The sequence below is a fragment of the Nevskia soli genome (assembly GCF_903970205.1).
Taxonomy (GTDB): domain Bacteria; phylum Acidobacteriota; class Terriglobia; order Bryobacterales; family Bryobacteraceae; genus Bog-113.
In genome coordinates, this window is the sequence record NZ_CAJCHS010000256.1 from 1 (window position 1) to 13,912 (window position 13,912).

General features: G+C 58.3%; 13 protein-coding genes. 5 read left to right on the plus strand and 8 right to left on the minus strand.

Going from position 1 to position 13,912, the window contains the following annotated elements:
• On the minus strand, window positions 1–581 hold a 581-nt coding region (locus H1Y01_RS11635; protein ID WP_180540689.1), incomplete at its 3' end, for an LON peptidase substrate-binding domain-containing protein.
• A gap of 81 nt (window positions 582–662) precedes the next feature.
• Window positions 663–2,027 (minus strand): Gfo/Idh/MocA family protein, encoded by a 1,365-nt coding sequence (locus tag H1Y01_RS11640; protein WP_180540690.1) that lies wholly within the window; start codon window positions 2,025–2,027, stop codon window positions 663–665.
• Between the two features lie 42 nt (window positions 2,028–2,069).
• Between H1Y01_RS11640 and H1Y01_RS11645 the strand changes: the two genes are divergently transcribed.
• Window positions 2,070–2,360: a GNAT family N-acetyltransferase gene (locus H1Y01_RS11645; RefSeq protein ID WP_180540691.1), complete on the plus strand. Its 291-nt coding sequence runs from the start codon at window positions 2,070–2,072 to the stop codon at window positions 2,358–2,360.
• Between the two features lie 13 nt (window positions 2,361–2,373).
• Window positions 2,374–2,727: an ArsC/Spx/MgsR family protein gene (locus tag H1Y01_RS11650; protein ID WP_219341478.1), complete on the plus strand. Its 354-nt coding sequence runs from the start codon at window positions 2,374–2,376 to the stop codon at window positions 2,725–2,727.
• 96 nt (window positions 2,728–2,823) lie between these two features.
• Here H1Y01_RS11650 and H1Y01_RS11655 read toward each other — a convergent pair whose 3' ends face one another.
• The 4 genes from H1Y01_RS11655 to H1Y01_RS11670 all read right to left on the minus strand — a co-directional run bounded on the left by H1Y01_RS11655 (window position 2,824) and on the right by H1Y01_RS11670 (window position 8,366).
• Window positions 2,824–4,263 carry a DUF1501 domain-containing protein gene (locus H1Y01_RS11655; protein WP_180540692.1) on the minus strand — a complete coding sequence of 480 codons (1,440 nt, stop codon included), beginning with the start codon at window positions 4,261–4,263 and terminating at the stop codon, window positions 2,824–2,826.
• An 11-nt stretch (window positions 4,264–4,274) separates the two neighbouring features.
• The gene (locus tag H1Y01_RS11660; protein WP_180540693.1) at window positions 4,275–6,602 is read right to left on the minus strand and encodes a DUF1549 domain-containing protein; all 2,328 of its coding nucleotides are present in this window, start codon (window positions 6,600–6,602) and stop codon (window positions 4,275–4,277) included.
• Between the two features lie 316 nt (window positions 6,603–6,918).
• Window positions 6,919–7,986 (minus strand): amidohydrolase family protein, encoded by a 1,068-nt coding sequence (locus tag H1Y01_RS11665; protein ID WP_180540694.1) that lies wholly within the window; start codon window positions 7,984–7,986, stop codon window positions 6,919–6,921.
• Between the two features lie 86 nt (window positions 7,987–8,072).
• Window positions 8,073–8,366 carry a hypothetical protein gene (locus H1Y01_RS11670; protein WP_180540695.1) on the minus strand — a complete coding sequence of 98 codons (294 nt, stop codon included), beginning with the start codon at window positions 8,364–8,366 and terminating at the stop codon, window positions 8,073–8,075.
• A 211-nt stretch (window positions 8,367–8,577) separates the two neighbouring features.
• Here H1Y01_RS11670 and H1Y01_RS11675 point away from each other — a divergent pair, with 211 nt between their 5' ends.
• The gene (locus tag H1Y01_RS11675; protein ID WP_180540696.1) at window positions 8,578–10,140 is read left to right on the plus strand and encodes a glycosyltransferase family 39 protein; all 1,563 of its coding nucleotides are present in this window, start codon (window positions 8,578–8,580) and stop codon (window positions 10,138–10,140) included.
• Here the strand turns inward: H1Y01_RS11675 and H1Y01_RS11680 are convergent, their stop codons facing one another.
• Complete coding sequence (locus H1Y01_RS11680; protein WP_180540697.1) at window positions 10,141–10,656, minus strand: c-type cytochrome; 516 nt, start codon at window positions 10,654–10,656, stop codon at window positions 10,141–10,143. It lies immediately after the preceding gene.
• A gap of 237 nt (window positions 10,657–10,893) precedes the next feature.
• Window positions 10,894–11,898, minus strand: a complete 1,005-nt coding sequence (trpS, locus tag H1Y01_RS11685; RefSeq protein WP_180540698.1) for a tryptophan--tRNA ligase — start codon at window positions 11,896–11,898, stop codon at window positions 10,894–10,896.
• Window positions 11,899–11,925: 27 nt separating this feature from the next.
• Between trpS and H1Y01_RS11690 the strand changes: the two genes are divergently transcribed.
• Both H1Y01_RS11690 and H1Y01_RS11695 read left to right on the plus strand, forming a co-directional pair.
• Entirely contained in the window at window positions 11,926–13,122 is a 1,197-nt protein-coding gene (locus H1Y01_RS11690) for a class I SAM-dependent RNA methyltransferase (RefSeq protein WP_219341479.1), read from the plus strand.
• Between the two features lie 101 nt (window positions 13,123–13,223).
• Window positions 13,224–13,898, plus strand: a complete 675-nt coding sequence (locus tag H1Y01_RS11695; RefSeq protein ID WP_180540699.1) for a lipid-binding SYLF domain-containing protein — start codon at window positions 13,224–13,226, stop codon at window positions 13,896–13,898.
• Window positions 13,899–13,912 lie beyond the last annotated feature (14 nt).

Here is a 13,912-nt window from a genome sequence, read left to right on the forward strand (position 1 = left end):
GCACGATTCTGGGCAACAAGTAGCGAGTGCTCCAGCGCAACGTCCATGCTGAGAACGCTAGCCAGCATCCATGACAACTGGAACGGGTCCACTTGACCGGTGATCGCGCGCGCAAACTCGGTCGGTAATTCCACCCCGGCGTGTTTCAAAACTTTCATCGCCAGTTCGACGACCTCGCGGTGGAGCGCTTCCATTTCCGGGTTGGTGTCTTCCGACGCGTCAGGGGCTGGAATCGGAGCGAAGCCGGCGCTCAGGAACTCAGCGCCGCTAAACTCACCCCCGCTGAACTCGCCAAGCGACACGCGTTCGACGCCAAGCACGAGGATCTCGAATTTGTCGTCGTCGCGCCGGGCTCGCTTGATGACGGCTTTGGTCGCCGTCGGGAACAGGTCGTCCGGCGTCGGAACTTCGACCGCGGAATCGCGCTGGCAGACCACCAGAATCTCTTTCGCCTCGGTCGCCAGCGCGGCCTGAATGGCCGCCACCGATCGGGGCCGCCCTACCGAGAGCGGCATCAACAGATTGGGGAAGAGCACCGTATTCTTAATCGGGACGACAGGAAGAACCTGCTCCAGTGACATCTATAATTCCTCTTATCACAAGAGATGAGTGTCGGGCACTAAAGGTTTCAACGTTGCCGGAACGTAATACAAACGTGTGAGCTAAACGCTCGCCGGTTCGGGATGCTTCCACGGCGCGCGATACGGACGCGCGAGTAGCTGGTTCGCCGGGTCGTCGCCCACGATTCGGCCGTTCTCCGCATCCCATTCGAGCGAGCGTCCCAGCGCCATCGACATATTGGCGAGGATACAGCTGGCGGTCGAGATGTAACCCTGTTCGATGTCGGCCACCGGACGCGAGCGCTTATCGATCGCCGCCAGGAAGTCCATCATATGATGCCGGATGGCGGGCGCAACGTGCTTCTCCAGTTCCGCTTCGGTCTTGTCTTCGGGATATTGTTCAAACTCGTAAGTCACGTCTTTGTGGATCGGCTTACCGCCGTTGGCCGGGGTGAAGTCGTAAGAATAGACGCTGGCTTTCAGAGTCCCTTTGTCGCCATAGAACGTGGCGCCCCAATCGTACTTCGGATCGGGCGACTGACCCCAGGTGCGATGCTCCCAGACGACTTTGACGTTGCCGAAATCGAAAGTAGCGCTTTGGGTGTCGGAGATGTTTGACTTACTGGACTTATCGACTAAGATCCCGCCGGAGGAAGAGACGCTCTTGGGCCAGCCGAGGTCCATCATCCATCGAGTCATGTCAAGCATATGTACGCACATGTCGCCCACAATGCCGTTGCCGTACTCCATGTAGGCTCGCCAGCCGCGCGGAAGTTCACCCTGACTGTAAGGACGCATCGGCGCGGGTCCGGTCCAGAATTCGTAATCGAGCGTTTCGGGAGGCGCCGTATCGGGCGGGTAACCGGTCAAGCGCATGTGGTAGTAACAGTAGATTTCGACCAAGCCGATGGTGCCGAGTTTTCCTTCGCGAATGATCTGGTCGCGAGCCTCCACTAAGTGCGGGGTGCTGCGGCGCTGCGTGCCGATCTGGACAACGCGGTTGTACTTCCGGGCGGCCGCCAGCATAGCCTGACCTTCGCGAATGTCGACGCTAATGGGCTTCTGACAGTACACGTCGACGCCGGACTTTACGGCTTCAATCATCGGCAAGGCGTGCCAGTGATCGGGCGTGGCAATTAAGACGAGATCGAGATCGCGTTCCTTCAACATCTCGCGGTAATCGTGAAACAGGCGCGGACGTTTGCCGGAGCGCTGCCGGGTGGCTGCCATATCGGCCGCGTTGGCCAGCATGCGGCGGTCGACGTCGCAGAGGGACACGATCTCAACCGGCGATACTTGAACGAGCCGGAAGAGATCGCTCTTGCCGTACCAGCCGGTACCGATTAAGCCTACCCTCCGGATTTTGTCCTTATCGTAGTTCTGATCGGCGGTGGGCGGCGCGGCGAGCCCACTGGCGGCTGCGGCGAGCGCGGCTGCGCCGGATTGAAGAAAGAGGCGACGGTCCATGTTGCAACAGTATATGCGAGCAGTTGCTATCGTCGAGAAAGAATGGCTGAGGAATCACTCGCAGTAGAGCATCACCCTGAACGAAATGCGTTTGAAATTGATCTTGACGGACAGCGGGCCGTGCTTGAATACCATCGCCGCGCCGGTTCGATCGTGTTTACTCACACGGGCGTGCCGCCGGAGTTCGAGGGGCGCGGCATTGGGGGAAAGCTGGTCAAAGCCGGACTGGATTGGGCGCGCGCCGAGAAGGCCAGGGTGGTCCCGGCTTGCAGCTTTGTGCACGTCTATCTGAAGCGTCATCCGGAGTATGCGGATCTAATGGGTGGTTCGTAGACACTTGATTAACGTGCAGATATTCGGCGTGAAGGGCTCACAGGCGACTCGCGCGGCGGAGCGATTCTTCAAAGAGCGCCGCATACCGATCCACTTTGTCGATCTGCATCAGAAGCCCATGTCTGCTGGTGAGATTCGACGATTTATCGAACGCTTCGGGCTCGCCGGACTGGTTGACCGTGAAGGCAAGGTTTACGAGGATGCCGGGCTGAAGTATATCCGTACTTCCGACGCCGAACTCATCGCCAAGATCGAGAAAGAGCCGAAACTACTTCGATTGCCGTTGATTCGAGCCGGAAATAAGCTGAGTGCCGGTCACGATGAGGACGCGTGGAAAGCGATGCTTATCGTAGACAAAGCGAAGTAACCGCTCCGTCACCGTCGCGGCTCTGTTACCCTTGTCCTCGAACGAACAAACGTTACCGAGCCGCGACCGTGAGGGAGTCGGTTGTTACACAGGTTGCTAAGCCATCAACGCCGGAATCGCCTTGCCTTTACCGTTATTGGTCACATAGAAAGGCCGTTTCTCCACCTCATACGAGGTATCCGGCGCAATCCCCAGCAACGTGTAGATAGTCGCATGTAAGTCGTCAATAGTAACCGGGTCCCGCACGATCTTGCACGGCCGCTCGTCGGCCGTCAACCCGTAGACCTGCCCCTTTTTCACGCCGCCTCCGAACATCAGCACGGAGCCCGCTTCCGTGAAGTGGCGATGCATCCCATAGTGTTTTGGTTCCGTCATCACTTCCGGCTGTTTCACCTGTTCGGTAACCGTCTGGCCGGGCTTGCCTTCCACCATCATGTCGCGGCCAAACTCGCTGGCAAGAACAACCAGGGTTCGATCTAACAGACCACGCTGTTCGAGGTCGAGAATCAGTTGCGCGACCGGCGTATCGATACTCTGCTTCATGCCGACGGTGCGGCTATGACCGTTCTCGTGAGTATCCCAGTAGCGGAATGGAATGTACTCGGTTGTAACTTCGACGAAGCGCGCTCCCGACTCTACCAGTCTGCGCGCCAGCAGGCAACCTAACCCGAAGCGCCCGGTGTTGTAACGCGCCAGGCTCTTCTCCGGCTCAAGCGATAAGTCAAAAGCTTTGGATGCCGGCGAGTTCAATAGCCGGTGCGCATTCTCCATGGAGCGCGCCAGGCTCTCGCGTTGATAGTCGCTGCCACTCGCACCCAGCGGCGACGCATCCACTAACTTCTTATAAGCTTCATAGCGCGCCAGAAAACGCGAACGCCCCAGATACTCCGAAGGCTGCGTGCTCGCGGCGGCATCGCGTGGGTCCATGATGAGAAACGGCCCGTGTTCCCCACCCAGGAATCCCGCCGTGTGGAAGGCCTTAATGCCGTCGCTCTCGCCGCCAATTTCCAGATTCTGGCCGATATCGATGAACGCCGGGATGTCCGGGTTGCGCGGCCCCAGCGTGCGCGAAATCACCGCGCCCATATGCGGAGCGGCAACCGATTGCGGCGGCGGATAGCCGGTGTGCCAGTGATACTGATGGCGCGAGTGCAGGATAAATCCGAGATCGCCGACCCGATGCGAACGGATCAGTGTGCCGCGATCTAATACCTTGGCGATGTTCTCCAGCCCCTGCGAGATCTCAACCCCGTCAATCGCGGTCGGAATACTCGGGAAGGTGCTAAGTACTTCGCTGGAAGCCAGACCCGTCCGGTATTCGGTGTAACGCTTCGGGTCGAAAGTCTCCGTTTGAGCCATGCCTCCGGCCATCCAAAGTAGGATCATACTGTCCGCCTTCGGCACAAGCTTTGGTTGTTCGGAGCCGAGAAGCCGGGGCTCACCTCCCACCATCGCGGCCAGCGTCGCGGCGGCGGAGGCTCGGAGAAAGTGGCGGCGCGGCACTCCGCGAAAGATGTCATTTGGCGGTTTCGGCATAAGTAGAATCCTCAATAGATATACTGCGTCTCGGGAAGCATGAGCAGGCACCAGAGCAGGTCTTCGAGCCCAGCTTCGGAAGTCTTGCCTTGAGGAGCGAGCAGGCTCCGGGCAATTTGCGCTTCCTGCGTCGTTGGCTTCCGGCAAAGCGCTTCCAGAAACAAATCGTCGATCAGTTTGTCGGGCTGAGTAAGCACCGGAGGCGCGGGCAATGGGGGATCTGCGGACACGGCGATTAACTGATGCCGGTCCGGTTCCGCTGCGAAGACGAAGCCGCGAACGGCCGGCGAGATATCCGATCGATTGGAAGAGTCATCCAGAGCGAAATGTCCGCGCATCCGTTTGAAACCCAGGCCGCCAATGTCATAGATCAGCGTTGAAGGCACGCCCGGCGCGAGGGCATCAACGAACTCCTTGCCTTTAGAGGTTACCGCGCGCGGTTCAATCTTACTCAGAGTTGTCAGTGACGAAAGCTTAGTCGACCCTTGATCCCCGGTTAGTTCGACATCCGCCCACGCGGCGACGGTTCGCGAAGGATCGTAGCAGTCGACGTCGGTGATAACTAACCAGAGCTTGTTCACACCGGTAAGATCAATGTCTAGGTCAGCACTGTTCTTACGAAGAGTTTTGCTGTCGAACAACGGCGCAGGCGGCGACGGAAGCTGACCCAGCAACCGCTTGGCGCCCCGGCGGACCATCAGGCCCATGGTGTCGCCGTTCACCAGTTCAAGCGCTTGCAGCATGGTTGCGTCGGGATTCCGGGCAGTAACCACCTGGTCGCGAATGGGCCGTCCTAACTCCCGCGATAACGGCGTCGACTTGAGTTGCCACTCCCGCGCGAAAGTAGCTCGATCATCCGCCTGTAACACACGCCACTCGCCCGTCATGGACGATAGAGTATCGACAAACTGCTCGGCCGTAAGCCGCCGCGGGCGCGGACCCAGGAACGTGAACTCACTCGCTGGAGCCGCCTTCCCGGGGATCGACGGAAGCTGGTACGTGCGCGAATCCATTATCTGCCGCATCAGGTATTTCAAGTCGTAGCCGTGGTCCGAAAAGTCAACAGCGAGCCAGTCGAGTAAGTCCGGATTCCACGGTTTCAGATCCATCTCGTCGACCGGATCCACTAATCCGCGGCCGAAGAAGCGCGCCCAGACACGGTTGACCATGGTTCGCGCGAGCCGCCCATTCTCAGGCGCGGTGAAAAGCTTCGCTGCGGCCGCGCGACGCTCATCAACCGTTCCGCCGGACGGTACGGTTCCGATCTCAGGGAACAGGAATTCAGGGCCGGTATGCCTACCCGTCTTCACGTCGCAGCGCACCAGCTCCAATTCGTTCTGCTCAGCGAACAGCGCGGCCATCCCGTAGGATTGCTTCAACTGGTAGCGATTGATAAAGCTGTCATGACATGAGGCGCATTTCAGGTTCACTCCCAGAAACACCTGCGCCGTATTCTGCGCGGCTTGCATGTAAGGTGTCTGGCTCGCATTCACGTCACCGCGCCAATTGACGCCGAGCAGAAAACCCGCTGGACCGTCCTTACCAGGATTTACTAAGTCCGCGACCATCTTGTCATACGGCATGTTACTTTCGAGCGCCGGTTCGAGCCATGGCGTAATGGTCTGCCGCGTGCCGGCATAGTTCACGCCCTGATCATTCCGCAGTAAGTCGTTCCAGAAACTAATCCAGTTACCCGTGTACATCTTAGAATCGGCAAGCAGACGATCCACGGTCTTCTCGCGTTTCCTTGGATCGCGATCTTCCAGAAATGCGGTAACCTGCGCCGCCGATGGAACAATCCCCCAGGCGTCCATATATACACGCCGCACAAAAAGGTTGTCGGAAACCGGCGACGGGAACGCCAGACCTTTACTCCGGAAGTAAGCATCGACAAACCGATCGATCGGATTCGGGAACGCGGATTGCGGTACTTCAGGCCGGCGCGGCGCGAGCGGTGGATCCCACACAGCCGAGGGTTTCGGAGTCACGTCCGTCCAAGGCGCGTTTTGATCGATCCAGTCCGATAACAGTTTGATCTCCGCGTCGGACAGACGAGCACCGCCCATCGGCATCGCGGGAAGCGCCTTGCCGGTAACGCGGGCGATTAGTAAACTGGCCGACGCTTTTCCGGGAACGAGAGCGGGACCGCTTCGACCTCCCTTCAGCAAAGCCTCGCGGCTGGCAAATGACAGGCCGGCCCGGGGAGAGTCACCGCTATGACACGGATTGCATTTGGCGGCGAAGATCGGGTGGATCGAAGCCGCGAAATCAACTGGTTGGCCGGAACAGACCCCGCAGCCCAAAACGACGAAGAGCGCATTCGGCAACTTCAACTGCATCAATGTCGTTCATTCTATCGAGTTTCGAACGGCCCGAAGCAGGGATTAGATCGAGTCCTTCGCGGTTCCTGCATACTCAACCCGTCCGATCGGAAGCGGTCACACACCGGAAACCTTCAAACCGCTACTCCCGGGCAAAGGGTTGGCGGCCGAGTAACGGCTTTTTGCAGTCAAAGCGGCGTTTGGGCGTGGTCGTGGCTTGCCACCATCCCCTTGGCGGCAGACGGGAAGAAAGAATATGGGTTAACGACTCCCGCATCCAATAACCCCTAGCCACTCGCCATATTTACTCTATCGGACGGAGCCAACGCCCGACTTACGTCTGAGTGTTCTCCCCCAACAAACGAACGGCATTATGGTTATAGACCTTGATCAGAATATCTTCCGGCAATTCCAGCCCATAGATCCGCCACCTGCCTTGCGGCGGAATGTCGCACGGCGCATAGTCGAAGTATTCGTCCGGGGTCTCCAGAAAACGAAAGTAAATTTCGTATAGCTGCTCGCCGAATAACTGCTGCGGCATATCGTAGCCTTGTGGCGTTGCGTCGGTACCAAACAAAACCCGGTCCTGATACCTGTCGAAGAATTTGCGCGCCGCACGAGGCTGCCGGCCCAACTCACCGATCCGTGCCGCGATATCGACGCTTACATTCGGAAATCGGTCCAGGCATCCCGACACATGTTCCAGATCCTCCGCGAAGTTTCCTACATGGAGCGCCAGAAACTGCGTGTTTGGATGACGGGCGAAGACACGGTCGCGGGCGGCAAGTAACTGCGCCTTCGAAGGAAAATCGCCCCCATGAAAAGACCAGTCCGGGTGGGCGCTCAATTCTTCATACCGCTCGTTGAACCGGTCGACCGGTCGAAAAAACGCCGCGGGATCGGAGACGTGAATCGCGACTGGAATGCGCAGTTGCCCGCAGACGTCCCACATTGGATCGAATCGCGCATCGTCGACACCGATCAGCGGCCCCGTCGTAACGCCTTCGCGAAGAAAGAGTCCCAGCGTCTTCAGAATTTTCAAGCCGCGCGCCCCTGCGCGATGCGCATCGACAACCGCATCGGCCTGCGAGCGGGAATAGTCAGGCTCTAAGACCCGGCCAAAGTCAGGCGTGGTGAAAGTGTAAAACCGGCTGGGTTCGGCGATATCGAACTGTGTAACAGACTCGCCGAGTCCCGTCCCCCAGCCCCCGGTAAGATTGACCAGCGCGCGGACATTCATGCGGTCCATGACGGGGAGTAAATCCGCGGGCGTAGCCAGGTAACGCCGCGAACCGGACATCTCGATGCCGCTGACTTGTTCCTCAGCCCAGCAAAGATGTGTGTGAATATCAATGACGGGGAAACGCGCGCGCTCGATTGGTGTGCGCGCCCCGCGAAGCATACTTTCCGGTTGGTAGCTACGCAGATCCAGTGATGGGTAAGCCAAACGGGATTATACGAGGGAGGGCTCGGCGATGCGTTTAGGCACTAATGGATTTGGTTCGGCAGCCGTTCACAAAGCGCGGTAAATGCCCACACTTGCGAGAAACGCCGAAGGTAGTTTCGTTCGCTCTTGGAGATGCACACCAGGCGGTACGTCTCGTTGTCGCGCCGGAATAAGAGTCCGATCTCCGGCTGCTCGAAGCGCGATGCGCCGTAAAACAGGATCTCCTCGAGCGGCTTCGCCGGCGCGCATTCGGGCGTACTCTGGCCCGCCGGATTGGTTGCTTGCTTGCTCGAACGACGGTTTGTCGAGACCGGCTTCTTCGTTTGTTGCAACATACGGTTGTCTACTCCGGCCGCCGAGTCCGCGGACGTTCGTCAGCGGCCTTTTCGAGCGCCATCGACTGCAAGATCATGAGTTGTACGTTGAGCAGGTAAGCCAGCGCTTGTTTGCGCTCCTGTTCTGTGGCCGGCAGCGATAATTTATGCATTATTGCCAAAACAGTATGACGCCCACGCCTTCCGTCTCATGAAAAATCCGGAATCCCCAATGTTGATCCGGTCGAAGCCGCTTACCCGTCTCGCGGATTGGAGGATTGCAGCCGTTGCTTTCGAAGATTTTTGCGAGCGCCGGCTCGGCCTGATGCTGGTCGCCGGAACCGTTCTCTACTTTGCGGCAATGACGGTTCAGAGCGCCTTCAAGCCCCTGTGGTACGACGAGATGTTCACCCACTATCTGGCGATGCTCCCCGTCCGTCGCTTGTGGGCTGCGCTATGCGCCGGAGCGGAAGTTCACCCTCCTCTTTCGATCGTAGCCGCCCACTTCGCACAGGCTCTGCTCGGCCCCACCGCGCTCGCCACGCGTCTGCCGGAGATCTTCGCGTTCTGGCTTACGGCGATAGCCGTCTTCTTTCTGGTGAGAGGAACACTCGGCGTGTCATGGGGCTTGGCCGCGATGCTTTTCATCTTTATCTCGGATGCGGAGTACTATGCGACAGAGGCTCGCCCGTACGCCATCGTCCTGTGCTGCGCGGCCGTGGCGCTGCTGTCGTGGCAAGATCTGCATGGCCGCCGCCGTCACTTTTTCCTGGTCTGTATCTTGCTGTCTATGGCGGCAGCCGTATCCGCTCACTTCATGGCGGTATTGGTTGCGATCCCAATCGCTGTCGGAGAGGTGGTCAGGACGCGGCATCGACGCCGGATTGATTTCCCGTTCTGGCTTGTCACCGTCGCCGGACTTAGTGTCATTCTCTTCTATCTGCCGATCATGCATGCGGCCCAGCAGTATCTTGCTCATAACTCACAAGGCGCCGGACATACTGCCTCGATTCCCGTACTCTTCGGCTTGCTCCTGCTTCCTTTGGTACCTGTCCTGGCCACGGCGCTGATCGGTTTATGGATGACCTGCGGGCTTCCCTCGCGCAGCGCTTCCGTGACAGTTGCAGCGAGCCAGGGGAACGGAATTCGTTCTTATAATATTGCCGCCGCGCTGGCCTTCTTCCTGCTTCCGCTTTGTCAAGTTGTACTCGAGCATTGGACCCGGTCTGTCAACCCCAGGTACACCCTGTCCTATGTCTTAGGCGCGTCTTTGCTATTTACTTATGGATGCGCGCGCATGTTCAACAGAGCGAGAGCCGCCGGTTTTGTCTGCCTGCTCTTTTTCGCTTCCGCGCTGGCAACCGGGGCGCTGCTGCACTACCGGGCCGTACATAAGCTGCCCCTATGGCCGCCGCGGATCGATACGTCGGAACTTCCGGACTTACCCATCCTGGTGGATCAGGGATTCCATTACACACCGCTCTACTGGTACAACCCGGCCTTACAGAGCCGGATGTACTTCGTCGCGAGTCCCGAGGATGCCCTGCGCGTTTCCCACTCCGATACGGCCGAACTAAACCTATTATTTGAAAAGGATTGGGCGCCGATCAAGGTCGCCGAAAGAAAGCAGTTCTACTATCCAGGTTCGAAGTTCCTCTACTACCAGAGTTTCGTCGACGGCATTATGTTCCCCGACTGGCAGATAGAAGCAATGAAAGACCTAAAAGCGAGCGTCACTCTATTGAAACGTCTAACCCCGACGGACGTGATTTATCAGGTAACAATCCCGCAGTGATCACTTCGCAGGCGGTGGTTGCGCCAGGTAGTCCTTAACGCTGGGCGGCAGTTTATCGGCGGTAGCCAGAAGCTGGCTGATCTGCCACATCTGTGTCTCGCTGAGCGATTCCCGATAAGCGGGCATGCCAGTCAATCGAATCCCGTTAGCAACTTTCCAATAGGTCTCACCCGGAGGGTCGTCCGTCACACCCGTTCCCGTAAGCAGTTTTGGCGGTTTCGGAAACATCCCTTTGGCAGTAGGCGTTTGCACGCCGTCGCTCATGGCGTGACAAACCGCGCAATTCTCCCGATACAGATGAGCGCCGGCCATCAAGTTACTTTCATCGGCCGGGACGCCAGGCTGCTTCGGAGCCTCCTTATCGATCCGCGCATCCAAAGCCATATGAGCCAGCTTCCGCTCCAAAGGGAACGGAGGCGCCGCAGTAGCAACCGGGGCGTAACCAAATCGCACATAGAAATAAACGCAAACCGGAACCAAGATAATACCGATAATCAACCCAAGAAAGAATCGCATTCGCTTTTGCCTTTATCCGTGTTGTTCTGAAAACACCTGTCTGCATACTGAGCCGCGACGGTAACGGAGCTGGTGCTCCGGAAAAGAACCTCTCGAATGCTTTTGCCGCGAGAACGCGGATGCCCAGGTTGTAACCGCTCCGTCACCGTCGCGGCTCAGTATGTGGTATTTGCATCGACTCAAACGCTGGTTTTCATTCCCCAGGGTGGCCGCAGGCCATATGTGGTTCATCTGTGTTCATCCGTGGCTAATAGGTTTAGCTGTATAAAGCCCCATCCTCTCCTTAGCAACCCGCACCGTAGCATCCGCGATAGGCTCAACCCGTTCGCGGCCCTCACGCAATACCCCGTCAAGATATCCGGGATCCGCAGTAATTCTCCGGTACTCAGCCTGTAACGGTTCCAGTTTCTCGACTACCATCTCAGCCACACGCTTCTTCAAATCGCCATACCGCAGACCGGTAAACTCCGCAAGCATCTCCGAATCCGATGCTCCACTAAAGGCTTGATAGATCGTCAGTAAGTTAGCGACCCCTGGTCCCATAGTCTCAAAATCTACACCAGGGTTGGAATCCGTAGTAGCCCGCATGATTGTTTTTCGTATCCGCGCCGGATCATCCAGCAGCCCCACCGCATGTCCACTGCCCTCGGCCGACTTACTCATCTTGGCCGTAGGATCGTCGAGTCCCATGATACGCGCTCCAACCTGCGGCAGGTGCGTCTGCGGCACCGCGAATGTATCGCCATAGAGTGAATTAAATCGCTGAGCAATATCTCGCGTCAGTTCCAGATGCTGCGACTGATCGTCACCCACCGGCACAATCTGCGCCTGATAAAGCAAGATATCGGCAGCCATCAAGACGGGATACTGATATAGCCCGTCTCCTACCGTCTCCTGCTTCTCGGACTTAGTTTTGAATTGAGTCATGCGCGAAAGCCATCCCATCGGCGTGACGCAGGTAAGAAGCCAGGCTAACTCCGCGTGGGCATGCACGTCGGATTGGACCACGATGGAAGACTGCCGCGGATCAATCCCCGCCGCCAGAAACAGGGCCGCCAGTTCACGGATCTTCGCGCGCAGCTCGGCCGGCGGCTGGTACACCGTAATCGCATGCAAATCCACAATGCAAAACACGCACTCATAGTCGCTCTGGATGCGCACCCAATTCAGCAGCGCGCCAAGGTAGTTACCAATGTGCAGGTTGCCGCTGGGCTGTATGCCGGAAAGGACCCGTGCTTTCATGTTGGATAAGGAAACCCCATCGTAACAGTGCAGATTGAAATCGAAAAGCTGGTCTACGGCGGGGATGGATTGGCGCGCGTCGACCGTGAAGTTGTCTTGACGCCGTTCGTTCTACCGGGCGAATGCGTCGAAGTAGAACGCGAGCCGAAGCGATCCGGCATCGCCCGAGCGCGCCTCGAAGCCGTGCTTACCGCATCGCCCCGGCGCGTCAAACCGGAGTGCCCTTACTTCGGCCGTTGCGGCGGCTGCCATTACCAGCACGCCGCCTACGAAGCGCAGGTCAGTGCCAAGTCCGCTATTCTTCATGAAACGCTTGAGCGTGTAGGCAAAATCAAGCAGCACCCCGAGATCGAGATCATTACCGGCGAGCCTTGGCAGTACCGCAATCGCGTGCAACTGCACTTTGCGGACGGCCGGGTCGGATATCGGGAGATGCGCTCGCGCAACTTAATCGCCATCGATCACTGCCCCATCAGTTCGCCCAAGTTGAACGAGGCGATCGTCAAACTCAGCCGTCTTGTACGCGAACGCCGCTGGCCCGCGTTTGTCGAGACGATAGAGCTCTTCACGAACGAGCGCGAGATTCAGCTAAACGTCCTGGAAACCAGGCAGCCGGTGGCGCAGCGCTTCTTCGATTGGGTCACGCGTGAGATCGATGGGATCACGCCCGGAGCGATCGAATATGACGGCCTGCGCGTCAGCTATGGATCGTTCTTCCAGGTCAACCGTTATCTGATAAGCGCGCTCGTAGACGCGGTCGTCGGCGACGCTCGAGGCGGCCACGCGCTTGACCTGTACGCTGGGGTTGGCTTGTTCAGTTTGCCTCTGGCGGAACGGTTCGCAAAGGTGATTGCGGTCGAATCCGGCTCCGGGGCGGTGCGCGATTTGAGAGCGAACGCCGATCGCGTGCGTGCCCCGAGCGAAGGCGAAATCGAGGCCCATGTAGAGAACGTCGACGTCTTCCTGGCAGGTTACGAGGGACGCCCCGACTTAGTCGTGGCCGACCCGCCGCGCACCGGCCTCGGAGTTCACGTCGCTACTCGATTGAGCGAAATCAAGGCCGCCCAGATTGTGCTGGTTGCGTGCGATCCATCAACCCTGGCCCGCGATGCCGCTGTCCTGCTTCAGTCGGGATATGCGCTGGACAAACTGGTGCTGATCGACCTCTTCCCGCAGACCTTCCACATCGAGACTATTGCTAGGTTTCGTCCTCTCGGAGGCTAGGTTCGGGGTTCAAAAGTCTGCACTGTGCTTCACGCCACATTCCACGTCGGCAGCCCCCTCGCCGGTGTCCATTGTCTGCTGGTCCATGGTAGCTTCGAGTCATGCGCTTACGACTTACACTTATTGCAGCATTTACCATTGCTTCGCTCCACGCCCAGGAGGAAACTCCGGACAAAAGGCTCCGTCACTCGGCCGACGTTCTCCGCGAGATTATGGCCGCACCCGACAAGGGAATTCCGCACGATCTGCTCGCCAAAGCGCAGTGTGTCGTCATCGTTCCCGGATTGAAGAAGGGCGCGTTCCTGGTAGGCGGCGAATATGGACGCGGATTCGCGGAATGCCGGAATCACGGATCGTGGAGTGGACCGGCCGCTGTCCGGTTCAGCGGCGGCAGCTTCGGGCCCCAGATCGGCGCCGAATCAACCGACGTGGTCATGCTCGTCATGGGCGAAAAAGGCTTGGAGCGCCTCGCTTCTGACAAATTTACGCTGGGCGCCGACGCTTCGGCGGCAGCCGGCCCGGTGGGACGTACCGTCGCCGCTGACACGGATGCTTCACTCAAGGCCGAAATCCTGACCTATTCGCGCTCGAAAGGCGCCTTCGCCGGTGTCTCTTTGGAGGGCACGGTCGTGACTCAGGATGGCGAGGAGAACTCCAAGATTTACGGCCACGATGCCAACAACCATGCGATTCTCCACGGCGAAGTGAAGGACACGACACCGAATCCCCTGGCTCACGTTCTGGCGCGTTATGCCCCGCGGCACAAGAAAGCGTAGAAAAACGGTTTTCT

What these genes read in the sequence shown, in the direction of transcription:
- H1Y01_RS11670 (WP_180540695.1), bottom strand. Translation starts at nt 8,366, where the DNA reads ATGTTGCAACAAACGAAGAAGCCGGTCTCGACAAACCGTCGTTCGAGC.
- H1Y01_RS11655 (WP_180540692.1), bottom strand. Translation starts at nt 4,263, where the DNA reads ATGCCGAAACCGCCAAATGACATCTTTCGCGGAGTGCCGCGCCGCCAC.
- H1Y01_RS11680 (WP_180540697.1), bottom strand. Translation starts at nt 10,656, where the DNA reads ATGCGATTCTTTCTTGGGTTGATTATCGGTATTATCTTGGTTCCGGTT.
- H1Y01_RS11640 (WP_180540690.1), bottom strand. Translation starts at nt 2,027, where the DNA reads ATGGACCGTCGCCTCTTTCTTCAATCCGGCGCAGCCGCGCTCGCCGCA.
- trpS (WP_180540698.1), bottom strand. Translation starts at nt 11,898, where the DNA reads ATGAAAGCACGGGTCCTTTCCGGCATACAGCCCAGCGGCAACCTGCAC.
- H1Y01_RS11645 (WP_180540691.1), top strand. Translation starts at nt 2,070, where the DNA reads ATGGCTGAGGAATCACTCGCAGTAGAGCATCACCCTGAACGAAATGCG.
- H1Y01_RS11675 (WP_180540696.1), top strand. Translation starts at nt 8,578, where the DNA reads ATGTTGATCCGGTCGAAGCCGCTTACCCGTCTCGCGGATTGGAGGATT.
- H1Y01_RS11695 (WP_180540699.1), top strand. Translation starts at nt 13,224, where the DNA reads ATGCGCTTACGACTTACACTTATTGCAGCATTTACCATTGCTTCGCTC.
- H1Y01_RS11660 (WP_180540693.1), bottom strand. Translation starts at nt 6,602, where the DNA reads ATGCAGTTGAAGTTGCCGAATGCGCTCTTCGTCGTTTTGGGCTGCGGG.
- H1Y01_RS11665 (WP_180540694.1), bottom strand. Translation starts at nt 7,986, where the DNA reads ATGCTTCGCGGGGCGCGCACACCAATCGAGCGCGCGCGTTTCCCCGTC.